Origin of the sequence: Microbacterium lemovicicum (assembly GCF_003991875.1) — a bacterium.
Classification (GTDB): Bacteria; Actinomycetota; Actinomycetes; order Actinomycetales; family Microbacteriaceae; genus Microbacterium; species Microbacterium lemovicicum.
On record NZ_CP031423.1, the window covers coordinates 44,584 to 69,342 of the forward strand.

The window sequence follows — 24,759 nt, forward strand, 5'->3', positions numbered from 1 at the left end:
ATCAGCGCCCTCGTCCCCCTGCTGGTCACCCTTCCCCTGGTCGGCGCGGCGATCGCGCTCATCGCCGGACGCCACCGCCGCACGCAGGTGTTCGTCTCCACCATCACGCTGACGCTCGTGCTCGTCGTCGCGTCGGTGCTCCTGTACGCCGTCGACGCCGGCGGCCAGCCCATCGCGGTGTCGGTCGGCGGGTGGCCGATCCCGTTCGGCATCGTACTGTACGTCGACCGACTGGCGGCGCTGCTGGTCGTGGTGTCGAGCGTCGTGCTGCTCGCGGTGCTGCTCTTCTCGGTCGGTCAGGGCGCGGCCGACGGCGACGACGACACTCCGGTGTCGATCTTCCACCCGTCGTATCTCATCCTGTCGGCGGGCATCTTCAACGCCTTCATCGCCGGCGACCTGTTCAACCTCTACGTCGGGTTCGAGATCCTGCTCGTCGCCTCATACGTGCTCATCACGCTCGGCAGCACCGAGTCGCGCATCCGCACCGGCGTCGTCTACATCGTCGTCTCGCTGGTGTCGTCGATCCTGTTCCTGGCAGCGATCGCGATGATCTACGGCGCGCTCGGCACGGTGAACATGGTGCAGCTGTCGGAACGCATGACCGAGCTGCCGCAGCAGACCCAGCTCGTGCTGCACCTCATGCTGCTGCTGGCCTTCAGCATCAAGGCGGCGGTCTTCCCGCTGTCGTTCTGGCTGCCCGACTCCTACCCGACAGCGCCGGCACCGGTGACGGCGGTCTTCGCGGGACTCCTGACCAAGGTCGGGGTCTACGCGATGATCCGCACCGAGACCGAGATCTTCCGCGACAACGACGTCAACACGCTGCTGCTCATCGTCGCCCTGGCCACGATGGTCGTCGGGGTTCTGGGCGCCCTCGCGCAGGCGGAGCTGAAGCGCATCCTCTCCTTCACGCTCGTCAGCCACATCGGCTACATGGTGTTCGGGCTGGCGGTGGCGACCCCGGCGGCGATCGGGGCGACGATCTACTACATGGTCCACCACATCGTGGTGCAGACGACCCTGTTCCTCGCCGTCGGTCTCATCGAGCGCCGGGCCGGGTCGACGTCGATCCTCAAGGTGAAGGGGCTGATGCGCGCCGCCCCCGTGATCGCGGTGCTGTACTTCATCCCCGCCATCAACCTCGGCGGCCTCCCGCCCTTCTCCGGCTTCATCGGCAAGTTCGCGCTGTTCGACGCGGCGGCCGAGGTCGGAACGCCCCTGATGATCGTCCTCATCGTCGGCGGCATCGTCACCTCGCTGCTGACGCTCTACGCCCTCATGCGCGCCTGGAACCTGTCGTTCTGGCGCGAGGAGGACGACTCGGCCGAGACCGAGTCGCGCATCTCCTACCTCGACGGGTCGGACGGCGCCGCCGTGCAGACCGAGCGCCGCGTCATCCCGCGCATCATGACGGCCGCGACCTCGGGGATGGTCGTCGTCACCATCGCGCTCACCGTCTTCGCCGGCCCGCTCTACGCGGTGTGCGAGCGCATCGGCGCCTCCCTGCTCGACCCCGTCTCGCTCGTGCAGCTCGAGAAGGAGGCCGGCCGGTGACGCCGCAGGTCTCCGGGGCCCGCCTGCTGTGGCGCCAGCTCCCGTTCCTCCTCTGGCTCGTCGCCCTGTGGATGCTGCTCTGGGGCCAGTTCACGATCGTCGCCCTCCTCACGGGCCTCGTCGTGGCGGTCTTCGTGACCCGCGTGTTCCGGCTGCCGCCCGTGGAGCTCTCGGGCCGGGTGAACCTCTGGTACGGCCTGGTGTTCGTGCTGTCGTTCCTGTGGGCGCTCGTGCGCGGGTCGCTGACGGTCGCCTGGCAGGTGCTGAATCCCAGGGCCTACCCCGGCACCGCCATCATCGCCGTGCCGCTGCAGACCGACGACGACCTGATCATGGCGCACGTCGCCGTGACGGCGTCGCTGATTCCCGGGTCGCTGATCGTCGAGAGCGACCGCGACCGGCGCATCCTGTACCTGCACGTCATCGGCGTGAAGGACAGGGAGGCCGTCGAGGAGCAGCGCCGCAGCGTGCGCCGCTGGGAGAGCCGCATCGTGCTCGCCGTCGGGTCGAAAGCCCAGGTCGAGCAGCTCGAGAAGGATCCGCAGCTGCATCGTCCGGCGGGGGGAGCGTCGTGAACATCCTGCTCGTGATCGTCTACGTCGTCTTCGCGGTGGCGGCGCTGCTGACCCTGTGGCGGATCGTCCGCGGTCCGTCGATCCTCGACCGTGCGGTGGCCTCCGACGTGCTGCTCACCGAGGTGCTCTGCCTGCTCGGGGCTGAGATGGCGATCAACCACCACTCGCGCTCGCTGCCGGTGATGCTCGTCATCGCCGCCGTCGGCGTCTTCGGCTCGATCTCGATCGCCCGGTTCGTGGCGAGGAAGGACGACGCCCAGCGATGAACGCGCTCTTCTCCGTGACTGCGGATGCCGCGGCCCCCGGTGTGCTCGACGCCGGGCTGGATCTCGTGTCGCTGCTGCTGATCCTCGCGGGCGCCCTCCTCTGCCTCACGGCGGCGATCGGGCTTCTCCGCTTCCGCGACGTGCCCACGCGCCTGCATGCGGCGACCAAGCCGCAGGTGCTCGGCCTCATCCTCATCTGCCTCGCGGTCGCGCTGTCGCTGCGCTCGTGGCCGGTCGTGGCGTTCCTCGTGCCGGTGGTGCTGATCCAGCTCGCCACGGCGCCGCTGTCGGCGCACATGGTCGGGCGGCAGGCCTACCGCAACGGCACCGTGGCGCAGCGCGACCTCGTCGTGGACGAGCTCGCCGAGTCACGCGAGACGCCGCCCGCCGCCGGCGGCTGACCCGCTCTCAGGGGCGACCGATCCAGCCTGGCCGGCCGTTCCACGTCGCCGGCACGCGATGTCCTTTGCATGCAATCGCAAGGACTCGTGGAGGACACGCCCAGAAACGGCACCTAACGTGAACGGGTCCGCCGCAGCATCCCGATGCGGAGGACGCCCTGCCCGCTCTCTCCCGAGGAGTGGTCGCCTCGCCGGCGGCCGTGGTGCGGGGCTGCCAGCCTGACGGCCGCGCGTCCGCGCGCACTCCTTCCTCGGAGCAGCCTCAGGGAAGCCCGATCATTGGAGCCCCGTGCGCCTACGCACTCCCGCGCGCGCGAAGAGATTCGCCATCCCCGCCGCCGTCGCCCTCGCCGTCATCGCCGGCGTCGCAGTCCCCGCCGTCTCGGCCGTCGCCGCCGTCAACGCCCCGCAGGCCGCGGTCGTGGCCTCGCCGCAGCGGGCCGTCGACCAGGACGCCGCGTTCTACACGACGATGGCCCGGGCGGTGAAGCAGTCCGCGGAGGGCAAGGTCGACACCTCGCTGCTCGACACGCAGCTGGCCAACCTCACCGATCCGTCCTCCCTGCCCGAGTCGTCGGTCACCGCGCTCACGCGCCTGGTGCGCGAGACGTCCTCGAAGGTCGTCAGTCAGGTCGCCGCCGTCAACGCGCAGCTCGCCGCCGAGGCGCAGGCCGCCGCGGAGGCCCAGGCGGCAGCCGAAGCGGCTGCGCAGGCCGCCGCGATCGCCAACTCGCCCGACGGCGCCCGGGCGACCGGCGCGTCGATGGCCGCGTCGCAGTACGGCTGGGGCGCCGACCAGTTCTCGTGCCTCGACTCGCTGTGGACGAAGGAGTCGAACTGGAACTACCAGGCGTACAACGCCGACGGCGGGGCCACCGGCATCCCGCAGGCACTCCCCGGCGACAAGATGGCCTCGGCCGGGTCCGACTGGCAGACCAGCGCCGCCACCCAGATCGCCTGGGGTCTCGGCTACATCTCCTCCGTGTACGGCACGCCGTGCGCCGCGTGGGGTCACTCGCAGTCCGTCAACTGGTACTGAGCGCACGAGGGCCGCGGCGATCCTGAGGGATGCCGCGGCCCTTTCGCGTGCGCCCGACCCTCCGGTCAGCCGATCAGGCTGGGCTGAAGATCCCGCAGGGTCCGTCGTCGTGTCATGCGCGACACCCCGATCGCGGTCAGCACCAGTGCCCCCAGCATCCACGTCAGAAGCACGGCCAGATCGCCGCTCACCCGGCTGAGGTCGCCCCCGTACATGACCTGCCGCATCGCGTCGACGACATAGCCCATCGGCAGGACGTGGTGGAGTGCGGCCAGCGGCGCGGGCAGGGTCTGCCAGGGGAACGTGCCGCCCGCGGTGACCAGCTGCAGCACCATGAGCACGAGTCCGAGGAACTGACCCACCGAGCCCAGCCAGACGTTGAGCGCCAGGATGATCGCCGCGTACGTGAACGACGCCAGCACGAGGATGCCGAGGGTCGCGAGCGGGTTCGCGAACGAGAAGCCGAGAGCGAGGGCGAGCACGCCGAAGAGTCCGAGCATCTGGAGCCCCCCGAAGAGGGCGGGCGTCGCCCAGCCCGCGAGGGTCACCCGCAGCGGGGAGTGGAGCGCCGTGACGGCGCGGCGCGAGACGGGCTTCACGATGAGGAACAGCGCGTAGATGCCGATCCAGCCGGCCAGCGCGGCGAAGAAGGGTGCGAGCCCGGCGCCGTAGTTCTGCGCCGGCGCGAGGGTCGCCGCGTCGACCGAGACGGGCGCGGCCAGTGTCGAGGCCTGCTGCCCGCGGGTGGCGGCGTCGGTGTCGGGAAGCTGGTCGATTCCGCTCTGCAGGCCGTCACGCAGCGTCGTCGCGCCGTCCTCGAGCTGTCCGAGTCCGCCGTCGAGGCCGGAGATGCCGTCCCGCAGCGCCGCCGCGCCGTCGGCCGCCGAGGCCGCGCCGTCGCGCAGGGAGGCGCTGCCGGTGGCGAGCTGGGCGCTGCCGGTGGCGACCTGAGCGCTGCCGCCCGCGACCTGCTGGGCGCCGCTCGCCACCTGCTGCGCGCCGGCATCGAGCCGATTCACCTGGCCCACGGCGGCCTGGACGCGGTCGTCGACCGCGGTCACGCGCTCGCCGATCGGGTCGAGCCGCGCGAGGATCTCGTCGATCACGGCGGGGTCCACCCCGCGGTCGGCCAGGCGCTGGGCGATGTCGGCCCGCACCTGCGGGACGAGCGAGGTGACCTCGGTCGCGGCGTCGCCCACGCGCTGGGCGATGTCGTCGATGCGCGCGGTGCCGTCGGCGACCTGCGCGCTGCCGTCCGCGACCTGTCCGGCGCCGTCGGCCGCCTGGGCCGCGCCGCGGGAGACCTGGGCGGCGCCGTCGGCAAGGGTCGCGGCGCCGTCGCGGAGCTGCGCCGTGCCGTCGGCCAGCTGCGACGAGCCGGCGACGAGCTGCGCGGAGCCGTCCCGGGCGGAGGCGAGCCCGTCGACGAGCTGTCCGGCGCCGGTGGTGGCGTCGGTCAGCTGCACACGGATGGTGTTGAGCGCGTCGAGCAACGTCAGTCCGGCCTCCGCGACGACCTTCTCCGTCACCGTCGAGCGGATGCGCTCCACGGTCTGGGTGCCGATGGTCGTGGCGAGGTAGTTGTTGGCGTCGTTGGTGCGCAGGTGCAGGGTCGCGGGCCGGGGATCGTTCGTCGAGATGGAGGCGATCGCGGTGGTGAAGTCGGCGGGGATCTCGACGGAGAAGTCGTAGACGCCGTCGTCGAGTCCGGATGCCGCGGCCGCAGCATCCACGACGTGCCAGTCGAAGGAGCCGCTGGTGGTGAGCTGGTCGGCCACTTCGTCGCCCAGGTTGCGTTCGGCGCCGTTGAGGGTCGCACCGGTGTCTTCGACCACGAGGGCGACGGGCACCTGGGAGAGGCGTCCGTAGGGGTCCTGGTTCGCCCAGAGGTAGAGCCCGCCGTAGACGATGGGCACGGCGAGCAGCGCGATCAGTGCGATGACGGACATGCGCGTCGCGGTCAGGCGGCGGAACTCGGCCGCGATCATCGCGGGAACCTTCATGAGCGGTTCTCCTCTTCGGTGGTGCCGGGTGCGTCGTCTGCGGTGGGGGCGGGCTCGGGTGCCGGCTCGCGCTCCGGCTCGGCGTCCGGTGCGGGTGCGGGCTCGGGCTCGGGTGCGGGCTCGGGTGCGGGCGCCGGCTCGGGTGCGAGTGCCGGCTCGGGTGCCGGTTGCGGCTCGGGGGCTGGGTCATCCTCCGGTGCGACGGTGGGCGCCTGCTCCGGCTCGGGATCAGGCCCACGGTCGTCTGCCGGTGCCGGTGCCGGTGCCGGTGCCGGTGCCGGTGCCGGTTCCGGCTCCGCGCCCATGAGCGATGCGCCGCCGCTCTGCGCGAAGGCGGCCTGCCGCTCCGACACCTCGCCGAGCGCCTCCGTGACGAACTCCTCGCCCGCGGCGATGTCGTCGATCGCGGTCTGGTGGTCGATGGCCCATTCCGACGCGCGTCCGGCGATCACGAGCACCGCGGCGCCACGGTCGGCGTACTCGTGCAGCAGTCGCCACCACATCAGCGGCGCCCCGCCGTGGCGGTCGGGGGCGACGACGACGAGGCCGTCGACACCCGGGCGGAGGAGGGCGAGCTCGCACAGCATCCGGAGTCTGTCCTCGGGCGAGACGTCGGCGAGGGGCGTGGAGGCGAGGTCGCGCAGACCGCGATCGGCGAGCCACGCGCGCGCGGCGAAGGGGTCGGCGCGGCGGCCGGCGAACATGAGCTCCTCGCCGACGAGTCCGGCCACCGAGACGTTCGGTGCCGGCTCGCTGACGGCGGGGGCGTCGACGAGGGCGACGCGACGACGGATGCCGCGGCTGTCGGCCGTCCCGTCGAGGGTCACGGTGCCGCTGTCGGGCCGCATGCGTCCGGAGGAGAGGAGGCCCAGCACGGTCGGGCGCTGCTCGGTCTCGGCGACGGCGAGCGTCACGGTGCCGGAGGAGAACGTGAGGGACGTCTCGGGGAGTGCTTCGCCGCGGCGTCCCTTGCGCACCCGGTCGAGCGAGACGCGCATCAGTCGGCGTCCGCGACAGGGGTGCTCGCCGGAGCGGCGAGGAGGTCGGGGTGGTCGGCGAGGAGCTCGATGCTCTCGCGCCAGGACAGTCCGGCGATCGACAGGGTCGAGCGGACCGCGAGCGACTGCGCCTCGGGCGAGGAGGCATCCACGCGCATGATCACGGTGCGTGCCGCCTCCTCGACGAGCCGGGCGAGCGTGGGCGCGGCGACGTCGGTGCGGAGCGTGCCGTCGTCCTGGCCGCGGCGCACGACGTCGACGACTGCGCGACGCAGGGGTGCGAGGGCGTCGGCCGTCTCCTGCACGTGGGCGTCGTCCAGCGCGATGGCCGCGATCACCTGCACGTGTGCGGCTTCGGCCCACAGCTGGGCGGCGAGCCGGGCGAGGGCGACGCGGGCGTCGCGGTCCTGCACGCGGACGGCGATCGCGTTGAAACGCTGGGCGCCGGCGGCGATCAGGTCGCGGACGAGCGCATCGCGGTCGGCGAAATGGCCGTAGAGCGCGCGCCGTGAGAGGCCGGCCGTGCGCGCGATCGCGTCGACCGAAGCGCGCGGGTCGCCGGCGATCGTCTCGGTGGCGGCGGCGAGGATGCCGGCGCGGTTCTGCACGGCGTCGCGCCGCGGGCGTCGCTCGGAGGAAGTGGTGGTCACGTCCTCGAGTGTACTCTAACGTGCACATGCTTGTGCAGTTTTATAGATGCGTTCACAACCCGGCACGCGCGGCCCGCTCAGGAGTGCCCGGAATCAGGTATGTCACGAGAGTCAGGCCGGACGCCGCGGCATCCCCTGATGCTCGTGACATCCCTGATTCCGGCGACACCTTGAAGGAGCCGGACCGCCGGGGTCAGTCGGTGCCGGAGTCGAAGGCCGAGCCCTCGGAGGCCTCGTCCACGGCGTCGGCGAGACGCTCGCGCTCCGACGAGTAGCCCGACGCGTGCTCGATGATGTCGTCCGCACCGCCCTGCTGGAGCTCTCCGACGAGCTCGGCGGTGGCGCCGCCGATGAGGCCGAGGCCGGCGTACTGCTCCAGGCGGGAGCGCGAGTCGGCGATGTCGAGGTTGCGCATCGTGAGCTGGCCAATCCGGTCGACGGGTCCGAAGGCGGCGTCGCCGACGCGCTCCATCGACAGCTTCTCGGGGCCGTACGACATGTGCGGCGCGACGGTGTCGAGGATCGTGTAGTCCTCGCCGCGGCGCAGGCGCAGGGTGACCGTGCCGGTGATCGTCGATCCGACCCACTTCTGGATGGACTCGCGCAGCATGAGCGACTGCGGCTCCAGCCAGCGGCCCTCGTACATGAGACGGCCGAGGCGGCGACCCTGCTCGTGATAGGTCGCGAGGGTGTCCTCGTTCAGGATGCCGTTGACCAGGCGCTCGTACGCGATGAACAGCAGGGCCATGCCCGGTGCCTCGTAGATGCCGCGCGACTTCGCCTCGATGATGCGGTTCTCGATCTGGTCGCTCATGCCGAGGCCGTGACGACCGCCGATGCGGTTCGCCTCGAAGACGAGCGCGACCGGGTCGGGGTACTCGACGCCGTTGAGCGCCACCGGACGGCCGCCGTCGAAGGTGACCGTTACGTCCTCCGTCGCGATCTCGACCGCGGGGTCCCAGAACCGCACGCCCATGATGGGCTCGACGGTCTCGAGCGAGACGTCGAGGTGCTCGAGGGTCTTCGCCTCGTGGGTCGCGCCCCAGATGTTCGCGTCGGTGGAGTAGGCCTTCTCGGCGGAGTCGCGGTAGGGGAAGCCGTGCGCGACGAGCCACTCGCTCATCTCCTTGCGGCCGCCGAGCTCGGTGACGAAGTCGGCGTCGAGCCACGGCTTGTAGATGCGCAGCGCGGGGTTGGCCAGCAGGCCGTAGCGGTAGAACCGCTCGATGTCGTTGCCCTTGTAGGTGGAGCCGTCGCCCCAGATGTCGACGCCGTCCTCCTTCATCGCGCGCACGAGCAGCGTGCCGGTGACGGCACGGCCGAGCGGCGTGGTGTTGAAGTAGGTGCGCCCGCCGGAGCGGATGTGGAACGCGCCGCACGCGAGCGCCCCGAAGCCCTCCTCGACCAGCGCGCGCTTCGCGTCGACGATGCGCGCGACCTCCGCGCCGTACTCCAGCGCGCGGTTCGGGATCGAGGCGATGTCGTCCTCGTCGGGCTGGCCCAGGTCGCCCGTGTAGGTGCAGGGCACGGCGCCCTTGTCGCGCATCCAGGCGACGGCGACGGAGGTGTCGAGGCCCCCCGAGAAGGCGATGCCGACGCGCTCGCCGACGGGCAGGGACTGCAGGACCTTGGACATGCTCCGAGTTTAGCCAAGCGGCCGCGGCGCCCCCGTTCCGTGCTCGGCGGAACCCCGGTGCTGGCCAAGCCGCCGGCCGTGACCTAGCCTGAGCCCCATGGCTCCGAACACCGCTGTTCGCCGGACCCTCGCGCGCTCCGTGGTCGCGCTCGCCGCGGCATCCGTCCTCGCGATCGCCGCCGCCACCCCCGCGTCGGCGCTTCCCGCCGACGAGCTCGGCGTCTTCCCGACGTGGACGGTGAGCGGATCGGCGGGCGCCTACACGGCTGCCCCGGACTTCGCCGCCTCCGCCGGCTCCCCGGCCGCGACCCTCACCTCGACCGCGACGACGGTCACGACCGCGAGCGGCGCGAGCGCGTACCTCAACGCGGCCACGGCCTTCGGCGCGGAGTTCGGCTCGACCCGCCTGCAGCCCTATGTCACCCTCTCCGCCGCCCGGGGCGGGGGGAACTCGACCACGTTCCTCTCCTTCGCCGACTCCCCGCCCGCCGGGTGGGGCATGGCGCTCGGCGACGTCGATGCCGAGTGGATCGTCGTGCAGGCGTGGGCGGATGCCGCGGGCACCGTTCCGCTGCCGATCGCCGATCTCGGCTTCCGCGGGGCGGAGAACTACTGCGGCTCCAGCCCCCGGCCGGGAACCTGCACCACGGCGCCCTTCACCGATGCGCCGGTGTGGGTGACCGCACCGGAGGCGTTCGACGGCATCGACTACGTGCCAGGGACCCTGCGCGGCAACAGCCTCCCGGGCGCGCCGGCGCCCTCCCGTGACACCTCGGGAGCCTACGGGTGGTTCACGCCGTCCGCCGCCGTGCGGGCGATCACCCTCACCCTCGGCGTCCGAGACGGCGCGCCCACGTCGCAGCTGTGGCTGGCCGCCCCCGCGCCGAAGGTCACCGTGACGGGCACCGTCGCACTCGCCGACGGCACGGTGCCCGAGGGCACGGCGGTGCAGATCGAGGATGCCGCGGGCACCCCGCTGCTCGACCTGCAGGGCGAGCCGGTGGTGGTGCCGGTGGACGCCGACTCGGGCGCGTTCACCGCAGAGCTCGAGGAGTCGGCGGACGGGTACCAGGCGCAGGTCCTCGTCCCGGAGGGATATGCGGCGCCGCCGCCGATCGCGATCCCCGGCGAGCCCGAGGGCGACGACGGGTCGATCGTTCTCGCGCCGATCGTCGTCGAACCCGTCGTCGACCCGTCACCCGAGCCGTCCAGCCCGGCGCCGGTGCCGTCCAGCCCTGCGCCGGTGCCGTCGCCGAGCACGCCGGCGCCCGCGCCGAGTTCGACGGCGACGGGGATCGGCGGCGTCACGCACCTCCCCGACACGGGAGCGGACGGCGATCAGGTGCTGTTCGCCGGGCTCGCCGGCGGTGTCCTCCTGCTGGCCGGGATCGCCGCCGCGATCATCACGCGCCGTCGCCGCACCAGCTGAACCCTCGGCCGTGCCGCGGCTCCCTGCTTTCGCGGAGTGGCCGCGGCGCGGCATCCGCTCGCCTTCAGGTGACGCTTCCTGCGGGAATCAGCGCGCGGTTCCCGCAAAAAGTGTCAGTGAAGCCTCGCAGTGGCCGGAGTGTGGCATCCGCCCCTTCAGGTGACGCTTCTTGCGGGAATCAGCGCGCGGATCCCGCAGCAGGCGTCAGTGAAGCCTGGCAGTGGCCGCGGCGCGGCATCCGCTCGCCTTCAGGTGACGCTTCCTGCGGGAATCAGCGCGCGGATCCCGCCGCAGGCGTCAGCTAAGCCGCGCCGGCTGACGACTGGACGCGCTGGCCCACCGCAGCGCCGCAGCGTCTCGCCTTCAGGTGGCCCTCCGTGCGGAGATCAGCGTGAGATTCCCGCAGCAGGTGTTAGATGAGGGACAGGCGCGACGCTCAGCGCGGCAGGCGCGGAACGGCGGCGACGAGGGCGCGCGCGTAGTCGGTCGCCGGAGACGACAGGATGCCGCGGGTCGGCCCCTCCTCCACGACGCGACCGTCGCGGAGCACGACGGTGCGCTCGCAGACCGCCGCGACGGCGCCCAGGTCGTGCGAGACCATGACGATCGCGAGGCCCTGCTCGGCCCGCAGGCGGGCGAGCAGGTCGATCACCTGCACGCGGGTCGTGACATCCAGCGCACTGACCGGCTCGTCGGCCAGGAGCACCCGCGGACGGGAGACGATCGCACGGGCGATGGCGATGCGCTGGCGCTGGCCGCCGGAGAACTCGTGCGGGTACCGGTCGCGCACGTCGACCGGCAGCCCGACCGAGGTCAGCGCCTCGGCGACCCGGGCGCGGGCGTCGTCGCCGCGGGCGAGGCGCAGCGCGCGCAGCGGCTCCGCGACGGTCTGCTCGATGCGCAGGCGCGGGTCGAGCGAGGAGTACGGATCCTGGAACACCGGCTGCACACCTGCGCGGAAGCGGCGCATCGCCGCGCGGTCGCGCACGCGCAGCGGCGAGCCGTCGAAGAGCACCTCGCCGCGGGACGGCACGTCCAGCCCCAGCAGCAGCCGCAGGATCGTCGACTTGCCCGCGCCGGACTCGCCGACCAGGCCGACGGCGCCGCCCTCCTCGACGGCGATCGAGACACCCTGCAGCACCGGCCGGGAGCCGTAGGCGAAGTCCGCATCCCGCAGGTCGAGCACGCTCATGCGGCACCTCCGTCCGACCCGCGACCCGCGGCATCCGAACCGGGCACGGCACCCTCACCGGGCACGGCATCCGACGCATCCGCACCGGGCACGGCATCCGCAGCAGCCGGACCCGCGGCATCCGCATCCGGCACAGCACCCGACGCATCCGGATCCAGCGCGTCGTCGAGAGCGCGGGCGCTGGCGACGAGGGCGGCGGTGTACGGATGCTGCGGCGCCCACAGCACGTCGCCCACCGGTCCGCTCTCCACGACGCGGCCGCCACGGAGCACGGCGATGCGCTCCGTCATGCGAGAGACGACCGCGAGGTCGTGGCTGACGAACAGCAGCGCCATGCCGCGCTCGGCCACGAGCCGCTCGAGGAGGGAGAGCACCGCGTCCTGCACCGTCACGTCGAGCGCCGTCGTGGGCTCGTCGGCGATGAGCAGGCGCGGCCGTGCGGCGAGGGCCATCGCGATGGCCACGCGCTGGCGCTGACCGCCGGAGAGCTCGTGCGGATAGGCGCGGGCGATGCGCGGGTCGGTCAGGACGACCTCCGCGAGGGCCTCGCGGACGGCGTCGCGCAACGCCGCCCCGCGCAGCCCGAGGTGGCGCCGCAGCGGCTCGGCGATCTGCGCCCCGACGCGCATCAGCGGATCGAGGGCCGTGAGCGGCTCCTGGAACACGACCTGCGCGACCGGCCCGCGCAGGGGTCGCAGCGTGCGGTCGCCCGCACCGACCACCTCGTGGCCGTCGAGCAGCACCGACCCCGAGACCCGCAGCGCGTCGGGCAGCAGCCCGACGGCGGCGAGGGAGGTCAGCGACTTGCCCGACCCCGATTCGCCGATCAGCCCGACGCGGTCGCCGGGGCCGACCGCGAGCGAGACGTCGTCGACGAGCACGGTGCCGGCGGCGCGGACGGTGAGGCCGGAGATCTCGAGCAGGCTCATCGCGCCCTCCGCCTGGTCGGGTCGGTGAGGTCGCGGAGGCCGTCGGCGAGGAAGTTGACCCCGAGCACGAGCACGATGACGGCGATGCCGGGGGCGATCGCGCCGACCGGGGCGGTCAGCACCGTGCCCTGCGCCTCCTGCAGCAGGCGGCCCCATGACGCGTTGGGCGGCGGGGCGCCGAGACCGAGGTACGACAGGCTCGCCTCGGCGAGCACGGCGACGCCGAACTGCAGCGCCAGGCTCACCATGAGCGTCGGCGCGATGTTCGGCAGCACGTGGTCGCGGACGACCGCCCAGGTGCTCGCGCCGCTCGTGCGGGCGGCGGTGACGAACTGCTCCTGGAGCACCCGGCGCGCGAGGATGCGGCTGAGGCGGGCGACGACGGCCGACATGGCCAGACCGATCGCGAGGATCGCCGACCACAGCGACGGTCCCTGCACGGCGACGACGAGCATCGCCAGCAGCAGCACGGGGAAGGCGATGACCACGTCGAGCGCGGCAGAGAGCGTGTCGTCGAGCCACGGGCGGGCGAGGGCGGTGAGCACGCCGATGAGGGTGCCCAGGATGCCGGAGATCAGCACCGCCCCGAGGCCCACCACGAGGGCGATCCGGGCGCCGACCATGAGCTGCGAGAGCAGGTCGCGTCCGAGGCGGTCCGTGCCGAGCAGGTGCGCGGCGCTCGGAGGCGACAGGCGTCCGCCGCCGAGCTCGGACAGCGGGTACGGCAGCCACACGAGCGACACGAGGGCGATCACCGCGATGAGCGCGGTGAGGGCGATCCCCAGCACGAGCGTCGGCTGACGTCGACGGGCGCGGCGGCCGAGGGCCGCGACATCCTCGACGATCTCAGGCGTGACGACCTCGCTCATCGGTTGCCCGAGACGCTCGTGCGCAGGCGCGGATCGACGAGGCGCTGCACGATGTCGGCGGCGAAGCCGACGAGCAGCACGAAGAGGGTGCTGACCACCAGCACGCCCTGGATGTTCGCGAAGTCGTGCTGCTGGATGCCCGTGAGCAGCATGCTGCCGAGTCCGGGCAGGGTGAAGACGCTCTCGACGACCACGGCGCCGAGCAGGGTCGTCGACAGCTCGATGCCGAGCACCGCGATCACGGGCACCGCGCCGTTGCGCACGCCGTGGCGCAGCAGCGCCTCGGTGCGGCCGGCGCCGCCCGAGCGAGCGGTGCGCAGGTAGTCGCTGCCGAGCACGTCGAGCGTGGCCGAGCGCACGTAGCGGCTCAGCGACGCGCTCATCACGATCGCGATGGTGATGACGGGAAGGGTGAGGGAGCGCAGCGCGTCGGCGGGATCGCGCCAGTCGCGACGGGGGAAGCCGCCGGAGGGGAGGAGGCCGAGCTGCAGGGCGAAGATCCACACCAGCACCACGCCGACCCAGAACACCGGCACGGCGACGCCGAGCTGCGAGAACCCCGACAACGCCACCCCGTACCAGCGGTCGCTCTTCACGGCGGCGGTGATGCCGACGACGAGCGACACCAGCAGCGCGAGGCCGAAGGCGAGCAGGGTGAGGGGGATCGTGATGACCATGCGCGCGGCGATCTCGTCGCCCACCGGCCGACCGCTGATGAACGAGTCGCCGAGGTCGAAGCGCACGAGCTGCCCCGCCCACGTGGCGAACTGCTGCAGCAGCGGCTGGTCGGATCCGACCTGTGCGCGGGCGGCGGCGATCTGCTCGGGCGTCGCGTCGACCGAGAGCAGCGCGTTCGCGGGGTCGCCGGGCAGCAGCCGCAGCAGCACGAAGATGACGATCAGCGCCACCACGAGCGAGAGCGCGAGGAAGGCCGACCGGCGCAGGAGATAAGAGGGCATGGGATCCGAAATGCGGGATGCCGCGGCCGCGAGGTGCGGCCGCGGCATCCCGCGTTCACTCAGGACAGGACGATGTCGTAGACGTAGAACTGCGAGTTCAGGCCGTTGACGGGGTAGCCGCTGAGGTCGCTGGAGGCGACCACGATCTGAGGGTAGAGGTAGAGCCAGGCGCTCGCCGCGTCGGCGGCGATCTGCTCGTTCACCTTGCGCAGCAGCTCGGTCTGCTCGTCGGTGGACGCGGCCTGCTCGGCCTCGCTCACCCACTGCGTCACCTGCGGGTTGTCGTAGCCCCAGTAGAAGTCGGGGTTGCCGTACCAGACTACGTCGCGGTCGTTGACGTGCTCCTGGAGCGTGGCGGTGAAATCGCGCTCCTGGAACACCTTCGTGTACCACTCGTCGGCGCTGATCGTGTTGATCTCGACGGTGATGCCGACCTCGGCGAGCTGGGACTGGAGGAACTCCGCCACGGCGGGGTGCGGGTCGTAGCTCGGGGTGTCGAGCGTGAAGGTGAACCCGTCGGCGTAGCCGGCCTCGGCGAGCAGCTGCTTCGCGAGGGCGGGGTCGTAGGGGTTCACGTCGGTGAGGTCCTCGTACCAGGGATCGGTCGGGGGCACCATCGAGCCGATGAGCGTGCCATAGTCGCCCCAGATCGAGGAGAGCAGCTGCTTCCGGTCGATCGCGGAGTAGACCGCCTTGCGCACCTGCGTGTCGTCGAACGGCGCCACGCGGTCGTTGAAGGCGAGGAGCTCCTTGGTCGTGGAGGTTCCCTCGCTCACCGTGTACGCGTCGTCGCCTTCGAACTGGGTCAGGGCGTCGGGGCTCTGGATGCTGGTGATGATGTCGATCTCGCCGGTGCGCAGCGCGTTGGCCTCGGCCGTGGCATCCGTGAAGTAGGTGAAGACGACCTCGGCGTTCTCGGCCGCCTCGCCCCAGTAGCCGTCGAAGCGCGTGAGGGTCAGGGTGCTGCCCTGGCGCCACTCGTCGAGCGTGTACGGGCCGGTCCCGTCTTCCTTCGCGGTCAGGTCGCCGGCGTCGGTGTTGACGATCCAGACGTAGCTGAGGTTGTACAGGAACGAGATGGAGCGATCGGCGAGCGTGAAGACCACCGTGCGGTCATCGGGCGTCGCGATGTCGGCGATCTTGCCGAAGCTCGACTTGCGGGCCGACTTGGAGTCCTCGGCCGTCACGGCCTCGACGCTGTTCTTCACGTCGGCGGAGGTCAGCGCCTTGCCGGAGTGGAAGGTGACCCCCTCGCGGAGCGTGATCGTGTAGGTGAGGCCGTCGTCGCTGACCTCGGAGCCCTCGGCGAGCAGCGGCTCGACCTGGCCGTCATCGGTGAGCCGGAACAGGCCCTCGTATACGTTGCCGTTGAACGCCTCGGTGATGCCCTGGCCGCCGCCCTGCGTGTTGCTCAGGTTCTGGGGCTCGTAGAGCGAGCCGACGGCGATCGTGGCGTCGGTGCTGTCGCCCGACGTAGAGGCGCTGCCGCCGCCGGCGGCGCAGCCGGCGAGCACGAGTGCTGCGGCGACGGCCGTCGTCAGGGCGATGAAGGGTCTTCTCATGGGCGTGCTCCAGGTGCGGTGATGCGGGGGGTGCTGTGGTGTGGGGGATGCCGCGGCTCAGGCCGAGTAGATGTCGAAGCCGTCGCGGAACACGACGTTCTTCTCGCCCGCGCGCACAGGGAACGCGAAGCGGTTCGAGGCCGGCGGCAGCGGGCAGTTGTACTGGGCGGAGAAGCCGCACGGCGGGACGAAGGCGCGGTTGAAGTCGAGCGTGACCGGGATCGGGCCGTCGGGGGAGGCCGCGGCATCCGTCTCCACGAACAGGAAGCGCCCGGAGCCGTACGTCTCGACGCCGTTGGTCTCGTCGCCGAAGACGAGCAGGAGGGTGCCGCCGTCGTCGAACGCGGCCAGCGTGACGTCCTGGCCCTCGATCGTCGCGTGGATGTCTCCGGGGACGACCAGCTCGCGCGTGCCGCCGTTGTCGCGGATGTGCTCGAACGGCACCGTGCGCCCGAGCGAGACGGGGGTGAACTCGCCGAAGACGACCCACTCCGGGTCGTAGGGGTAGGCGTCGATGCGGTCGAAGGCGCGGATCGCCGGGGCGTCGGCGTCCCAGAACCGCAGGCCGTGCTCGGGCGCGCCGGTGTCGAGGTGCGTGCGCGTGAGCGGCGTCACCTGCACGGTGGGGGCCGCCGAGGCGCGCGCGGCCTCGATGTCGGGCAGGTCGCCGGTCCAGCGGGTCTCGACGAGGGAGAGGTTTCCGGTCGCGGACGTCACCGCGCGGGTGCGGTCCTGCAGCCAGGAGGCGTGGTCGTCGGATGCGGGCATGGTGGAACCATTCTCGTTTTCGCGGGGGAGGGTGACGCAATCGGGCGTCATGAAGGGCAATACCGGGCGACGCCCGGGTATTCCCGCCCCGCGGACGCCGTCAGCTTTCGCCCAGCGACCGGAGTTCTTCCCTGCTCAATCGGACAGGTGCGTCCCCGTGCGACGCCGCCACCAGACGACGAACGAGCCGACGACGAGGAAGGCGATCGAGATGATGATCACGTAGATGACGACGGAGCCCCAGCCGCCCGGGTTGTTCGGGTTCAGGAACGGGTACGGGTACCAGAAGGGCTGGCCGTTGCCGGGGTTGGTGATGAGCGGGCCGCGGAGCAGCGTGTAGACCACCCAGACGATCGGGAACACGATGATCGCCAGCACGCGCGACCATGGGAGGGAGCGCCGCGCCGGGCCGAGGAAGAGGTCGGCGAGGAGGAAGAGGGGGCCGACGAGGTGCAGCGTCTCGTTCGACCACGGGATCGGCTCGCTGCCCTGCGGCAGCGTGATGCTGCGCAGCAGGGTGTTGTAGACGATCCCCGTGATGATCATGTACGTCGACACGCAGGCCACCGCGGTCGCCAGCGCGGCCGGCTCGATCAGGCGCGTGCCGGCGTCCTCGAACTGCTCGCGAGCTTGCCTGCGGGTGAAGAACCAGACGACCGAGATCAGCAGCACGATCGCCGCGAGGACGTTGGAGAGGATCGTGAAGAAGCTGAAGAAGTTCGTGACGATCGTGAGCATGTCCTTGCCGTCGGCTGCGGCGGCGCTCAGCGACGCGCCGAGCTGGGCGAACACGGCGGCGAGGATCACGACGGCCATCAGCGCGCGGAGCACGGTCCACAGGCGCGCCCAGGCGAGGGTGCGGGTCATGGGCTCACCATATCTGCCCGGCTCCGCGCCTCGGTAGGATGGGGTGTACCGTCCGCGACACGGGGGAGCACCCATGCCAGGCATCGTCATCGTCGGAGTGCAATGGGGGGACGAGGGCAAGGGCAAGGCCACCGATCTCCTCGGTGAGCGCACCGACTGGGTCGTCAAGTTCAACGGCGGCAACAACGCCGGCCACACGGTGGTGATCGGCGACGAGAAGTACGCGCTGCACCTGCTGCCGTCCGGCATCCTCTCGCCCGGGGTCAACCCGGTCATCGGCAACGGCGTGGTCATCGACCCGGAGGTGCTCTTCGCCGAGCTCGAGGCGCTCAACGCCCGCGGTGTCGACACCAGCCGGCTCAAGGTGAGCGCGAACGCTCACCTCATCACGCAGTACCACCGCACGCTCGACAAGGTGACGGAGCGCTTCCTCGGGAAGCGGATGATCGGCACGACCGGCCGGGGGATCGGTCCGGCGTACGCCGACAAGATCAACCGCGTCGGCATCCGCGTGCAGGACATCTTCGACGAGAACATCCTGCGCCAGAAGGTCGAAGGCGCCCTCGACCAGAAGAACCACCTGCTGGTGAAGGTCTTCAACCGCCGCGCGATCGCGGTCGACGAGATCGTCGAGGACCTCCTGTCCTACGTCGAGCGCCTGCGCCCGATGGTGTGCGACACCGGACTCCTCCTCAGCGGCGCGCTGGACGCCGGCGAGGTCGTGGTCTTCGAGGGCGGCCAGGCCACGATGCTCGACATCGACCACGGCACCTACCCGTTCGTGACGAGCTCGTCGGCGACCGCCGGCGGGGCCTCCACGGGCTCGGGCATCGGACCCAACCGCCTCGACCGCATCGTCGGCATCGTGAAGGCGTACACGACGCGCGTCGGCTCCGGACCCTTCCCGACCGAGCTGTTCGACGCGAACGGCGACTTCCTGCGCTCGCGCGGGTTCGAGTTCGGCACGACGACCGGCCGCCCGCGCCGCGTCGGCTGGTACGACGCCCCGATCACGCGCTACGCGACGCGCATCAACGGCATCACCGACCTCGTGCTGACCAAGCTCGACATCCTCACGGGTCTCGAAGAGATCCCCGTCTGCGTCGCCTACGACGTCGACGGCGTGCGCTACGACGAGGTGCCGGTCAATCAGTCCGACTTCCACCACGCGACGCCGATCCTGGTGAACCTCCCCGGCTGGAAGGAGGACATCTCCACGGCCCGCACGTTCGAGGACCTCCCGAAGGCGGCGCAGGACTACGTGCTGACGCTCGAGGAGATGAGCGGCACCCGCATCTCGGTCATCGGCGTGGGCGCTGCCCGAGATGCGGTGGTCGTGCGCCACGACCTGCTGGACTGATGAGGTTCTGGCTCGGCTCGTACACGTCCGACGCCGGCGGTCGTGCCGCCGGCATCGGCGCGCTCCGGGCCGGTGAGCCCGACGTCGCGTCGGCCGGCGGTCCGCTGTCCTTCGTCGGAACCGCTGCCGCAGCGGCGTCCCCGTCGTGGCTGGCGCAGCATCCGACCCTCGACGTCGTCTACGCGACGCTCGAGCACCGCGGACAGGTGGCGGCGTTCCGCCGGACCGGCCTCGACTCCTTCGTTCCGCTGGGCGCGCCGGTCGACGCGGGCGAGGCCGTCTGCCACGCGGCCGTGGCTCCCGACGGCCGCACGCTCGTGGCCAGCTGCTGGGGCGACGGACGCGTGGTGCGGATGAGTCTGGATGCTGCGGGCACCCCCGCCGCGCCCGTGATCGCCGCCGCAGCCGCCGATCCGTTCGCGGGTCCGGTCGATCCCTTCGCCACCACGGGCGACGGATCGGCGGGGGAGTCGTTCGGGGGCGCGGAGGGTGCGGCCCTGGCCGCCGGCCTCTTCACGGTCCCGGGCATGGGCGTCGGGCCCTCCGCCCTCGACGCGGAGCTCGCCGCGGCATCCCGTGCCCTGCGCGCGGCCGCGGGCGACGAGTACGGGCACCTCGTGCCCGAGTACGACCTGGCCGAGGACGCGGTGGCCGAGGCGGCGCCGCCGGTCGCCGGGGGCGTGCCGGAGCGGGTGTCGCGCGCGCACGCGGCGGTGTACCTCCCCGACGGGCGCGTCGCCACGACCGACCTGGGCTTCGACCTCGTGCGGTTCTGGCGGATCGGCTCGACCGGCATCCGTATCGACGGCGAGGTCGTGCTGCCGCGGGGATCCGGTCCGCGGCACATGGTGCTGCACCCGAGCGGGCACCTGCACGTGCTCGCGGAGTATTCCCGCGAGATCTTCACCCTCGCCGCCGGCCCCGACGGGCGCTGGCGGCTGCTCGGCGGCATCGCCGCCTCCGCCCTGACGATGGACGGAGACACCGGTGCGGAGCTGGCGCGCTCGCACGACGGGCAGTTCCTCTACGCCGGCATCCGCGGTTCCGACACCATCGCGACGCTGCGCGTGCGCGGCGAAGGCGATCGGCTGGAGGCCGTCGCGCTCGTCGACGCCGGGGTGACGTGGCCGCGCCATCACCTCGTCTCGCGCGACATCCTGCTCGTGGCCGGGGAGCGCTCCGACGACGTGGTGTCGCTCACCCTCGACATCCGCACGGGCGTGCCCGGTCGGGTGCGCTCGCGCACCGAGGCGCCGTCGCCCACGCGCATCCTCCCCGCGCGGCGCTGAGCCGCGGCATCCGGGTCAGATCTTGGCGTCCTGCTTCGGCAGGAACACCTGCTTGATGATCAGCAGGATCGACGCCGTCACGGGGACGGCGATGAGGGCGCCCAGGAGTCCGAGCAGGGTGCCGCCGATGAGCGCGCCGATCACGACCAGTGAGCCGGGGATCGAGATCGCCTTCGACATCACCCGCGGCGTCAGCACGTACGCCTCGACCTGGATGTAGACGAGGTAGGCGATGCCGAAGATCAGGGCGGCCACGGGGCTCGTGAACAGCGCGAGGACGGTGCCGAGGATCCAGTAGAGCACCGGGCCGACCAGCGGGATGATCGTGATCGCGAACGCGATCACGCCCATCAGCAGGGGGAACGGCAGCCCGAGGAAGAGGTGCAGCAGGAAGGCGACGACGGAGTTGAAGAAGGCCAGGATGACCATGCCCATGAGGTAGCTGCCCACGGAGTCGGTGATCTGGGTGGTGAGGTCCCGCACGCCCGCCCGGTTGCGGGCCGGCGCGAAGCGGGTGAGCGATTCCTTGATGGCGGGCAGCGACGCCACGAAGTACAGGGTCAGCACGACGACGATGAGAGCGCCCGAGATGGCGGTGGCGATGTTCGCGCCGACCTTGAGGATGCCGCCGGAGATGGCGGCGATGTTCGCGGGGTTGGTGGCGAAGGTCTGCAGATCGTTGACGAGCGAGCCGAGGCCGTCGCCGAAGATGCCCTCGAGCCAGTGGAAGACGTCGGAGTTGCGGAAGTCGGAGATCGTGGCCGGGATGCTCTGGATGAAGCCGGTGACCTGATCGACGAACGTCGGCACGACCAGCCACAGCAGCCCGGCGATGAGGGCGCCGAACACGACGAAGACGATGGTGATGCCCCACGGCCGGGCGATGCCGCGGCGGGCCAGGAACTTCACGATGGGGTCCAGGCCGAGCGCGGCGAACATGGCCAGGGCGATGTAGATCAGCACCGTGGAGATGCTGCTGACCGCGAAGCCCAGGACGAGCGCGAGCAGTCCGCCGAGCGTGAGCAGGAAGCCGGCCGCGAAGGGGCTGTCCAGGTGCGCCCAGAACGGCCGGCCGCCCCGGTCGGTGGCCGCCGTCGCGGCGGCCATGACCTCCCCGGTGTCGGTGCTCACGCCGGGCGAGTCGGCTCCGGGCGAGGGCGAGGGGGCGGGGGTGGCGTCGGTCATGGACACACTCTAGGTCCGCGCGCCGGAGCGGCCCGGCGGCGTGCGGGCGCGGCACCCGGTGTGACGCCGGGAGGTCATGGCGCGGGGCGCTATCGTCGGGAGTCCGAGGAGGATGCCATGACCGACACCGCTGATCCGACGATCACCCTGCAGCGCCTGCGCGCGAGCATCGACAACATCGACGCCGCCCTCATCTTCATGCTCGCCGAGCGCTTCCGCTGCACGCAGCAGGTCGGCGTGCTCAAGGCCCAGCACGGCATGCCCGCCTCCGACCCCGACCGGGAGCAGACGCAGATCGCGCGGCTGCGCAGTCTCGCCGAAGACGCCGACCTCGATCCGGAGTTCGCCCACAAGTGGTTCACATTCGTGGTGTCGGAGGTCATCCGCCACCACCGGAGCGCGGCCGAAGGCGCCTGAGCCTCTGCTTCGGCGGCGACGTCAGAGCGTGATGATGCCGGTGTCCGCGCGCCGGGCGCCCGGCTCGGGCACACGCTGCGCGACGCCCTCGCGGGCCAGTGCGGCGCGGCGGCGGGTGATCGCGATCATCCACTCCGCCGCGGTGGATCGGCGAGGACGCCCCGCGGCGGTCTCCCAGATCTCCACGAACACGTCGGCGAGCACCGTCTCGGCGACCCGCCGGTCGGGGATGAGAGCGATCAGCAGTCCGAAGACCTTCGGCGACAGTGCGTCGTACAGGCGCGTGAGGCACGGCGCGTCCCCGGCGCCGATGCCGTCCAGCAGCGCCCCGAGGCCGCTGTCTGCGGCGGAGTCTGCGGCGGCGAGGGGGTCCATTGAAGGATCGTGACATGTCGGCCTCGGGAAAGATGCCGCTTGCTTCACGACCCCCGCTCGGGTAGGCGCCGTCCCGTCGCCCTCCGAGGAACCCGCGAGACTGCAGCGGGGCGGCGAGACCACGGGGCTCACCCTCGGTCTCGCCGCCCTGATGCTGTCTCGCGGGCCCAAATGCTGTCTCGCGGGAGGGCGGAGCGATCGTCGACGGGCTCAGGGCACCGCGCGACGGAGGGTGAGGAACGAGGATGCCGCGAGAACCGTGATCAGAACGAGACCCCACACCGCCAGGCCCAGGGCGCCCAGCGCGACGAACCTCTCGGTGACCGCCGGCCACGATCCGGTGGCGGTGATCAGCCAGGCCAGCGCCACCAGCAGCGCGGCGGTGCCGATCAGCGTGGCCGTGGTGGCCAGGGCGCCGAAGCGCTTGTAGATGGTCGCCGCCCAGAAGCCGACGACGAAGAACAGCAGGGCGATGGCGAAGAAGACGACGCCCGCGCCGAGCGGTCCCGCCTCCCACAGCCAGGGCAGGTAGAAGAAGTACCCCTCGATGCCCCAGCCGCGGGTGGCCTGCTCCACGAGCCCGCCGATGACGAAGATCACCGACAGCAGCACGGAGGTGATGCCGGCCGTCACGAGCGTGCCGATGTAGAACTCCCGGCGGGTGACGCTCATCGCCTGCGAGAACGGGAAGGTGAGGGTCAGCGCCTGCACGCCGACCACGCCGAAGTACCACAGCGGCGCCTGCGCGCCGCCGCCGTACTTCGGGGTGGTCACGCCGACCGAGAAGAGCAGCTCGTACACGGCGAAAGCGATGGCGAACGAGCCGAGGAGCACGATCACGGGCACCCAGATGTAGGTCTGCCGGTTGATCAGCTGCATGCGGACGACATTGAGCGTGCGGGTCATCGTCCCGCTCCTTCCTGCGCGGAGGCGCGTGCGGGCGCCGGGTGGTCGGACGCGTCGGCGGGGTCGCCGGACGCCGAGTGCTGGGTGGTGCGGACGATCAGCTGCTGCAGCGACACCGGCGCGACGTCGAGTCCTGCCTCCGCCAGGCGGCGACGGTCCTCGGGGGTCAGGGCGCCGAGCACCGTGACCGACACCGTGCGGCCGAGGCTCTCCCGGTGGACGACCTCGCGGGCGGCGGTGAAGGCCTCGACGGCGGCCACGTCGCCGACGATGTTCGCCGCCCGTTCGCGCACCGACTCGGTGTCGTCGTCCATCACGATGCGGCCGCGGTCGATCACCAGCACGCGCTCCAGCAGGTTCGACACCTCGTCGATCAGGTGACTCGAAAGGATCACCGTGCGCGGGTGCTCGGCGTAGTCCTCCAGCAGACGGTCGTAGAAGATCTGCCGGGCGACGGCGTCGAGTCCCAGGTAGGGCTCGTCGAAGAAGGTGATGTCGGCCCGCGCGGCCAGCCCGATCACGACGCCGACAGCCGAGAGCTGACCGCGGGACAGCTTCTTGATGCGCGTCTTCGCCGGAAGCTGGAACTCGTCCACCAGCCGGTCGGCGAGCTCCTGGTCCCAGTGCGGGAAGAACAGCCGGGCGGTGTCGAACGCGTGCTTCGGCAGGGCGTCGTCGGGGTAGCGCTGGCTCTCGCGCACGAAGCAGATGCGGCCGAGCACGTCGCTGTTCTCGTATGGGTCCTGCCCGAAGACGCGCACCCGGCCCGACGTGGCGAAGTTCTGGGCCGTCAGGATGGACATCAGGGTGGTCTTGCCGGCCCCGTTGCGGCCCAGGAGACCGGTGATGCTGTCCTTCTCGACCGAGAACGAGACCTGGTCCAGGGCGAGCGTGTCGCGGTAGCGCTTGGTGAGGCCCTCGACCTCGATGACGGCGCTCATGAAGCGCTCCTTCCGGTGATGGCGGATGCTGCGGCGGCGCGATCGCGGATGAGCGCCGCGAGGTCGTCCGGGCCCAGCCCGAGCTTGCGCGCCTCGACCAGCAGCGGATCGACGAAGCGGTCGCCGAACGACGTGCGCCGGTCGGCCAGCAGCAGTTCGCGCGCACCGGGTGCGACGAACATGCCGACGCCGCGTCTCTTGTAGAGCACGCCTTTGTCGACGAGCATGTTGACTCCCTTCCCGGCGGTCGCCGGATTGATGCGGTGGAACGCGGCGAGCTCGTTCGTCGACGGCGCCTGGCCCTCCTCGGACAGGCTGCCGTCGATGATCGCGTCTTCGACGCTCTCGCTGATCTGCAGGAAGAGCGGTCGGCCTTCGTCGATCACGTGCACCTCGTTCGGTGGTTAATTACTTGACTAACTAACCATGCAACGCTCCTTCCCCGCCTGTCAACCCCGATCTTCGATAACGGACGTGTAACTCTGCGGAAGGGGATGCCGCACCGCGCTCGAGCCGCGGAAAGACGCGGTCTGCGGCGGTCTGCGGGAATGATTTGCGCGCTCGCGCCGCGCTTGTTATCACGGGC

25 protein-coding genes are annotated in these 24,759 nt (G+C 71.5%); 9 read left to right on the top strand and 16 right to left on the bottom strand.

Annotated features, from left to right (window positions below):
- The 5 genes from CVS47_RS00220 (at position 1) to CVS47_RS16830 (ending at position 3,838) form a co-directional block, all read left to right on the top strand.
- On the top strand, positions 1-1,557 hold the full coding sequence (locus tag CVS47_RS00220) for a Na+/H+ antiporter subunit D (RefSeq protein ID WP_127097103.1): 1,557 nt from the start codon (positions 1-3) through the stop codon (positions 1,555-1,557).
- Positions 1,554-2,132: a Na+/H+ antiporter subunit E gene (locus tag CVS47_RS00225; protein WP_127094281.1), complete on the top strand. Its 579-nt coding sequence runs from the start codon at positions 1,554-1,556 to the stop codon at positions 2,130-2,132. Before CVS47_RS00220 ends, CVS47_RS00225 begins: the two co-directional genes overlap by 4 nt.
- Positions 2,129-2,398, top strand: a complete 270-nt coding sequence (locus CVS47_RS00230; protein WP_127094282.1) for an MrpF/PhaF family protein — start codon at positions 2,129-2,131, stop codon at positions 2,396-2,398. The genes CVS47_RS00225 and CVS47_RS00230 overlap by 4 nt, the downstream gene beginning before the upstream one ends.
- A complete protein-coding gene (mnhG, locus tag CVS47_RS00235) occupies positions 2,395-2,799 on the top strand; it encodes a monovalent cation/H(+) antiporter subunit G (RefSeq protein WP_127094283.1) in 405 nt (134 codons plus the stop codon). Before CVS47_RS00230 ends, mnhG begins: the two co-directional genes overlap by 4 nt.
- A gap of 289 nt (positions 2,800-3,088) precedes the next feature.
- Positions 3,089-3,838, top strand: coding sequence for an aggregation-promoting factor C-terminal-like domain-containing protein (locus CVS47_RS16830; protein WP_206502689.1), 750 nt, complete (start codon positions 3,089-3,091; stop codon positions 3,836-3,838).
- A gap of 65 nt (positions 3,839-3,903) precedes the next feature.
- Here CVS47_RS16830 and CVS47_RS00245 read toward each other — a convergent pair whose 3' ends face one another.
- The 4 genes from CVS47_RS00245 to argG form a co-directional block, all read right to left on the bottom strand.
- Complete coding sequence (locus CVS47_RS00245; protein WP_127094284.1) at positions 3,904-5,841, bottom strand: YhgE/Pip domain-containing protein; 1,938 nt, start codon at positions 5,839-5,841, stop codon at positions 3,904-3,906.
- A complete protein-coding gene (locus CVS47_RS00250; protein ID WP_206502690.1) occupies positions 5,838-6,839 on the bottom strand; it encodes a hypothetical protein in 1,002 nt (333 codons plus the stop codon). Before CVS47_RS00250 ends, CVS47_RS00245 begins: the two co-directional genes overlap by 4 nt.
- Positions 6,839-7,489 (bottom strand): TetR/AcrR family transcriptional regulator, encoded by a 651-nt coding sequence (locus tag CVS47_RS00255; RefSeq protein WP_127094285.1) that lies wholly within the window; start codon positions 7,487-7,489, stop codon positions 6,839-6,841. Before CVS47_RS00255 ends, CVS47_RS00250 begins: the two co-directional genes overlap by 1 nt.
- Positions 7,490-7,682: 193 nt before the next feature.
- Positions 7,683-9,125: an argininosuccinate synthase gene (argG, locus tag CVS47_RS00260; protein WP_127094286.1), complete on the bottom strand. Its 1,443-nt coding sequence runs from the start codon at positions 9,123-9,125 to the stop codon at positions 7,683-7,685.
- 97 nt (positions 9,126-9,222) lie between these two features.
- Between argG and CVS47_RS00265 the strand changes: the two genes are divergently transcribed.
- On the top strand, positions 9,223-10,554 hold the full coding sequence (locus CVS47_RS00265) for an LPXTG cell wall anchor domain-containing protein (RefSeq protein WP_127094287.1): 1,332 nt from the start codon (positions 9,223-9,225) through the stop codon (positions 10,552-10,554).
- A 436-nt stretch (positions 10,555-10,990) separates the two neighbouring features.
- Here the strand turns inward: CVS47_RS00265 and CVS47_RS00270 are convergent, their stop codons facing one another.
- The 7 genes from CVS47_RS00270 to CVS47_RS00300 form a co-directional block, all read right to left on the bottom strand.
- Complete coding sequence (locus CVS47_RS00270; protein ID WP_127094288.1) at positions 10,991-11,746, bottom strand: ABC transporter ATP-binding protein; 756 nt, start codon at positions 11,744-11,746, stop codon at positions 10,991-10,993.
- A complete protein-coding gene (locus CVS47_RS00275) occupies positions 11,743-12,675 on the bottom strand; it encodes an ABC transporter ATP-binding protein (protein WP_127094289.1) in 933 nt (310 codons plus the stop codon). Before CVS47_RS00275 ends, CVS47_RS00270 begins: the two co-directional genes overlap by 4 nt.
- Positions 12,672-13,544, bottom strand: coding sequence for an ABC transporter permease (locus CVS47_RS00280; RefSeq protein WP_127094290.1), 873 nt, complete (start codon positions 13,542-13,544; stop codon positions 12,672-12,674). The genes CVS47_RS00275 and CVS47_RS00280 overlap by 4 nt, the downstream gene beginning before the upstream one ends.
- A complete protein-coding gene (locus CVS47_RS00285; protein WP_127094291.1) occupies positions 13,541-14,503 on the bottom strand; it encodes an ABC transporter permease in 963 nt (320 codons plus the stop codon). The genes CVS47_RS00280 and CVS47_RS00285 overlap by 4 nt, the downstream gene beginning before the upstream one ends.
- Before the next feature lie 59 nt (positions 14,504-14,562).
- On the bottom strand, positions 14,563-16,065 hold the full coding sequence (locus CVS47_RS00290; RefSeq protein ID WP_127094292.1) for an ABC transporter substrate-binding protein: 1,503 nt from the start codon (positions 16,063-16,065) through the stop codon (positions 14,563-14,565).
- A 57-nt stretch (positions 16,066-16,122) separates the two neighbouring features.
- Positions 16,123-16,833 carry a DUF1684 domain-containing protein gene (locus tag CVS47_RS00295; RefSeq protein ID WP_127094293.1) on the bottom strand — a complete coding sequence of 237 codons (711 nt, stop codon included), beginning with the start codon at positions 16,831-16,833 and terminating at the stop codon, positions 16,123-16,125.
- A gap of 135 nt (positions 16,834-16,968) precedes the next feature.
- Entirely contained in the window at positions 16,969-17,700 is a 732-nt protein-coding gene (locus tag CVS47_RS00300) for a Pr6Pr family membrane protein (protein WP_241240218.1), read from the bottom strand.
- Positions 17,701-17,773: 73 nt separating this feature from the next.
- Between CVS47_RS00300 and CVS47_RS00305 the strand changes: the two genes are divergently transcribed.
- Both CVS47_RS00305 and CVS47_RS00310 read left to right on the top strand, forming a co-directional pair.
- Positions 17,774-19,060 (top strand): adenylosuccinate synthase, encoded by a 1,287-nt coding sequence (locus CVS47_RS00305; RefSeq protein WP_127094294.1) that lies wholly within the window; start codon positions 17,774-17,776, stop codon positions 19,058-19,060.
- The gene (locus CVS47_RS00310) at positions 19,060-20,349 is read left to right on the top strand and encodes a lactonase family protein (protein ID WP_127094295.1); all 1,290 of its coding nucleotides are present in this window, start codon (positions 19,060-19,062) and stop codon (positions 20,347-20,349) included. Before CVS47_RS00305 ends, CVS47_RS00310 begins: the two co-directional genes overlap by 1 nt.
- 15 nt (positions 20,350-20,364) lie before the next feature.
- Here CVS47_RS00310 and CVS47_RS00315 read toward each other — a convergent pair whose 3' ends face one another.
- Positions 20,365-21,534: an AI-2E family transporter gene (locus tag CVS47_RS00315; protein ID WP_127094296.1), complete on the bottom strand. Its 1,170-nt coding sequence runs from the start codon at positions 21,532-21,534 to the stop codon at positions 20,365-20,367.
- Between the two features lie 117 nt (positions 21,535-21,651).
- Between CVS47_RS00315 and CVS47_RS00320 the strand changes: the two genes are divergently transcribed.
- Complete coding sequence (locus CVS47_RS00320; RefSeq protein ID WP_127094297.1) at positions 21,652-21,951, top strand: chorismate mutase; 300 nt, start codon at positions 21,652-21,654, stop codon at positions 21,949-21,951.
- Between the two features lie 21 nt (positions 21,952-21,972).
- On the opposite strand, the gene CVS47_RS00325 is transcribed toward CVS47_RS00320, so the two are convergent.
- The 4 genes from CVS47_RS00325 to CVS47_RS00340 form a co-directional block, all read right to left on the bottom strand.
- Positions 21,973-22,326 (bottom strand): hypothetical protein, encoded by a 354-nt coding sequence (locus tag CVS47_RS00325; protein ID WP_127094298.1) that lies wholly within the window; start codon positions 22,324-22,326, stop codon positions 21,973-21,975.
- Between the two features lie 210 nt (positions 22,327-22,536).
- Positions 22,537-23,232, bottom strand: a complete 696-nt coding sequence (locus CVS47_RS00330; RefSeq protein ID WP_127094299.1) for a hypothetical protein — start codon at positions 23,230-23,232, stop codon at positions 22,537-22,539.
- Positions 23,229-24,173 carry an ABC transporter ATP-binding protein gene (locus CVS47_RS00335; RefSeq protein WP_127094300.1) on the bottom strand — a complete coding sequence of 315 codons (945 nt, stop codon included), beginning with the start codon at positions 24,171-24,173 and terminating at the stop codon, positions 23,229-23,231. The genes CVS47_RS00330 and CVS47_RS00335 overlap by 4 nt, the downstream gene beginning before the upstream one ends.
- Entirely contained in the window at positions 24,170-24,559 is a 390-nt protein-coding gene (locus CVS47_RS00340) for a GntR family transcriptional regulator (RefSeq protein WP_127094301.1), read from the bottom strand. The genes CVS47_RS00335 and CVS47_RS00340 overlap by 4 nt, the downstream gene beginning before the upstream one ends.
- Between the last annotated feature and the right edge of the window lie 200 nt (positions 24,560-24,759).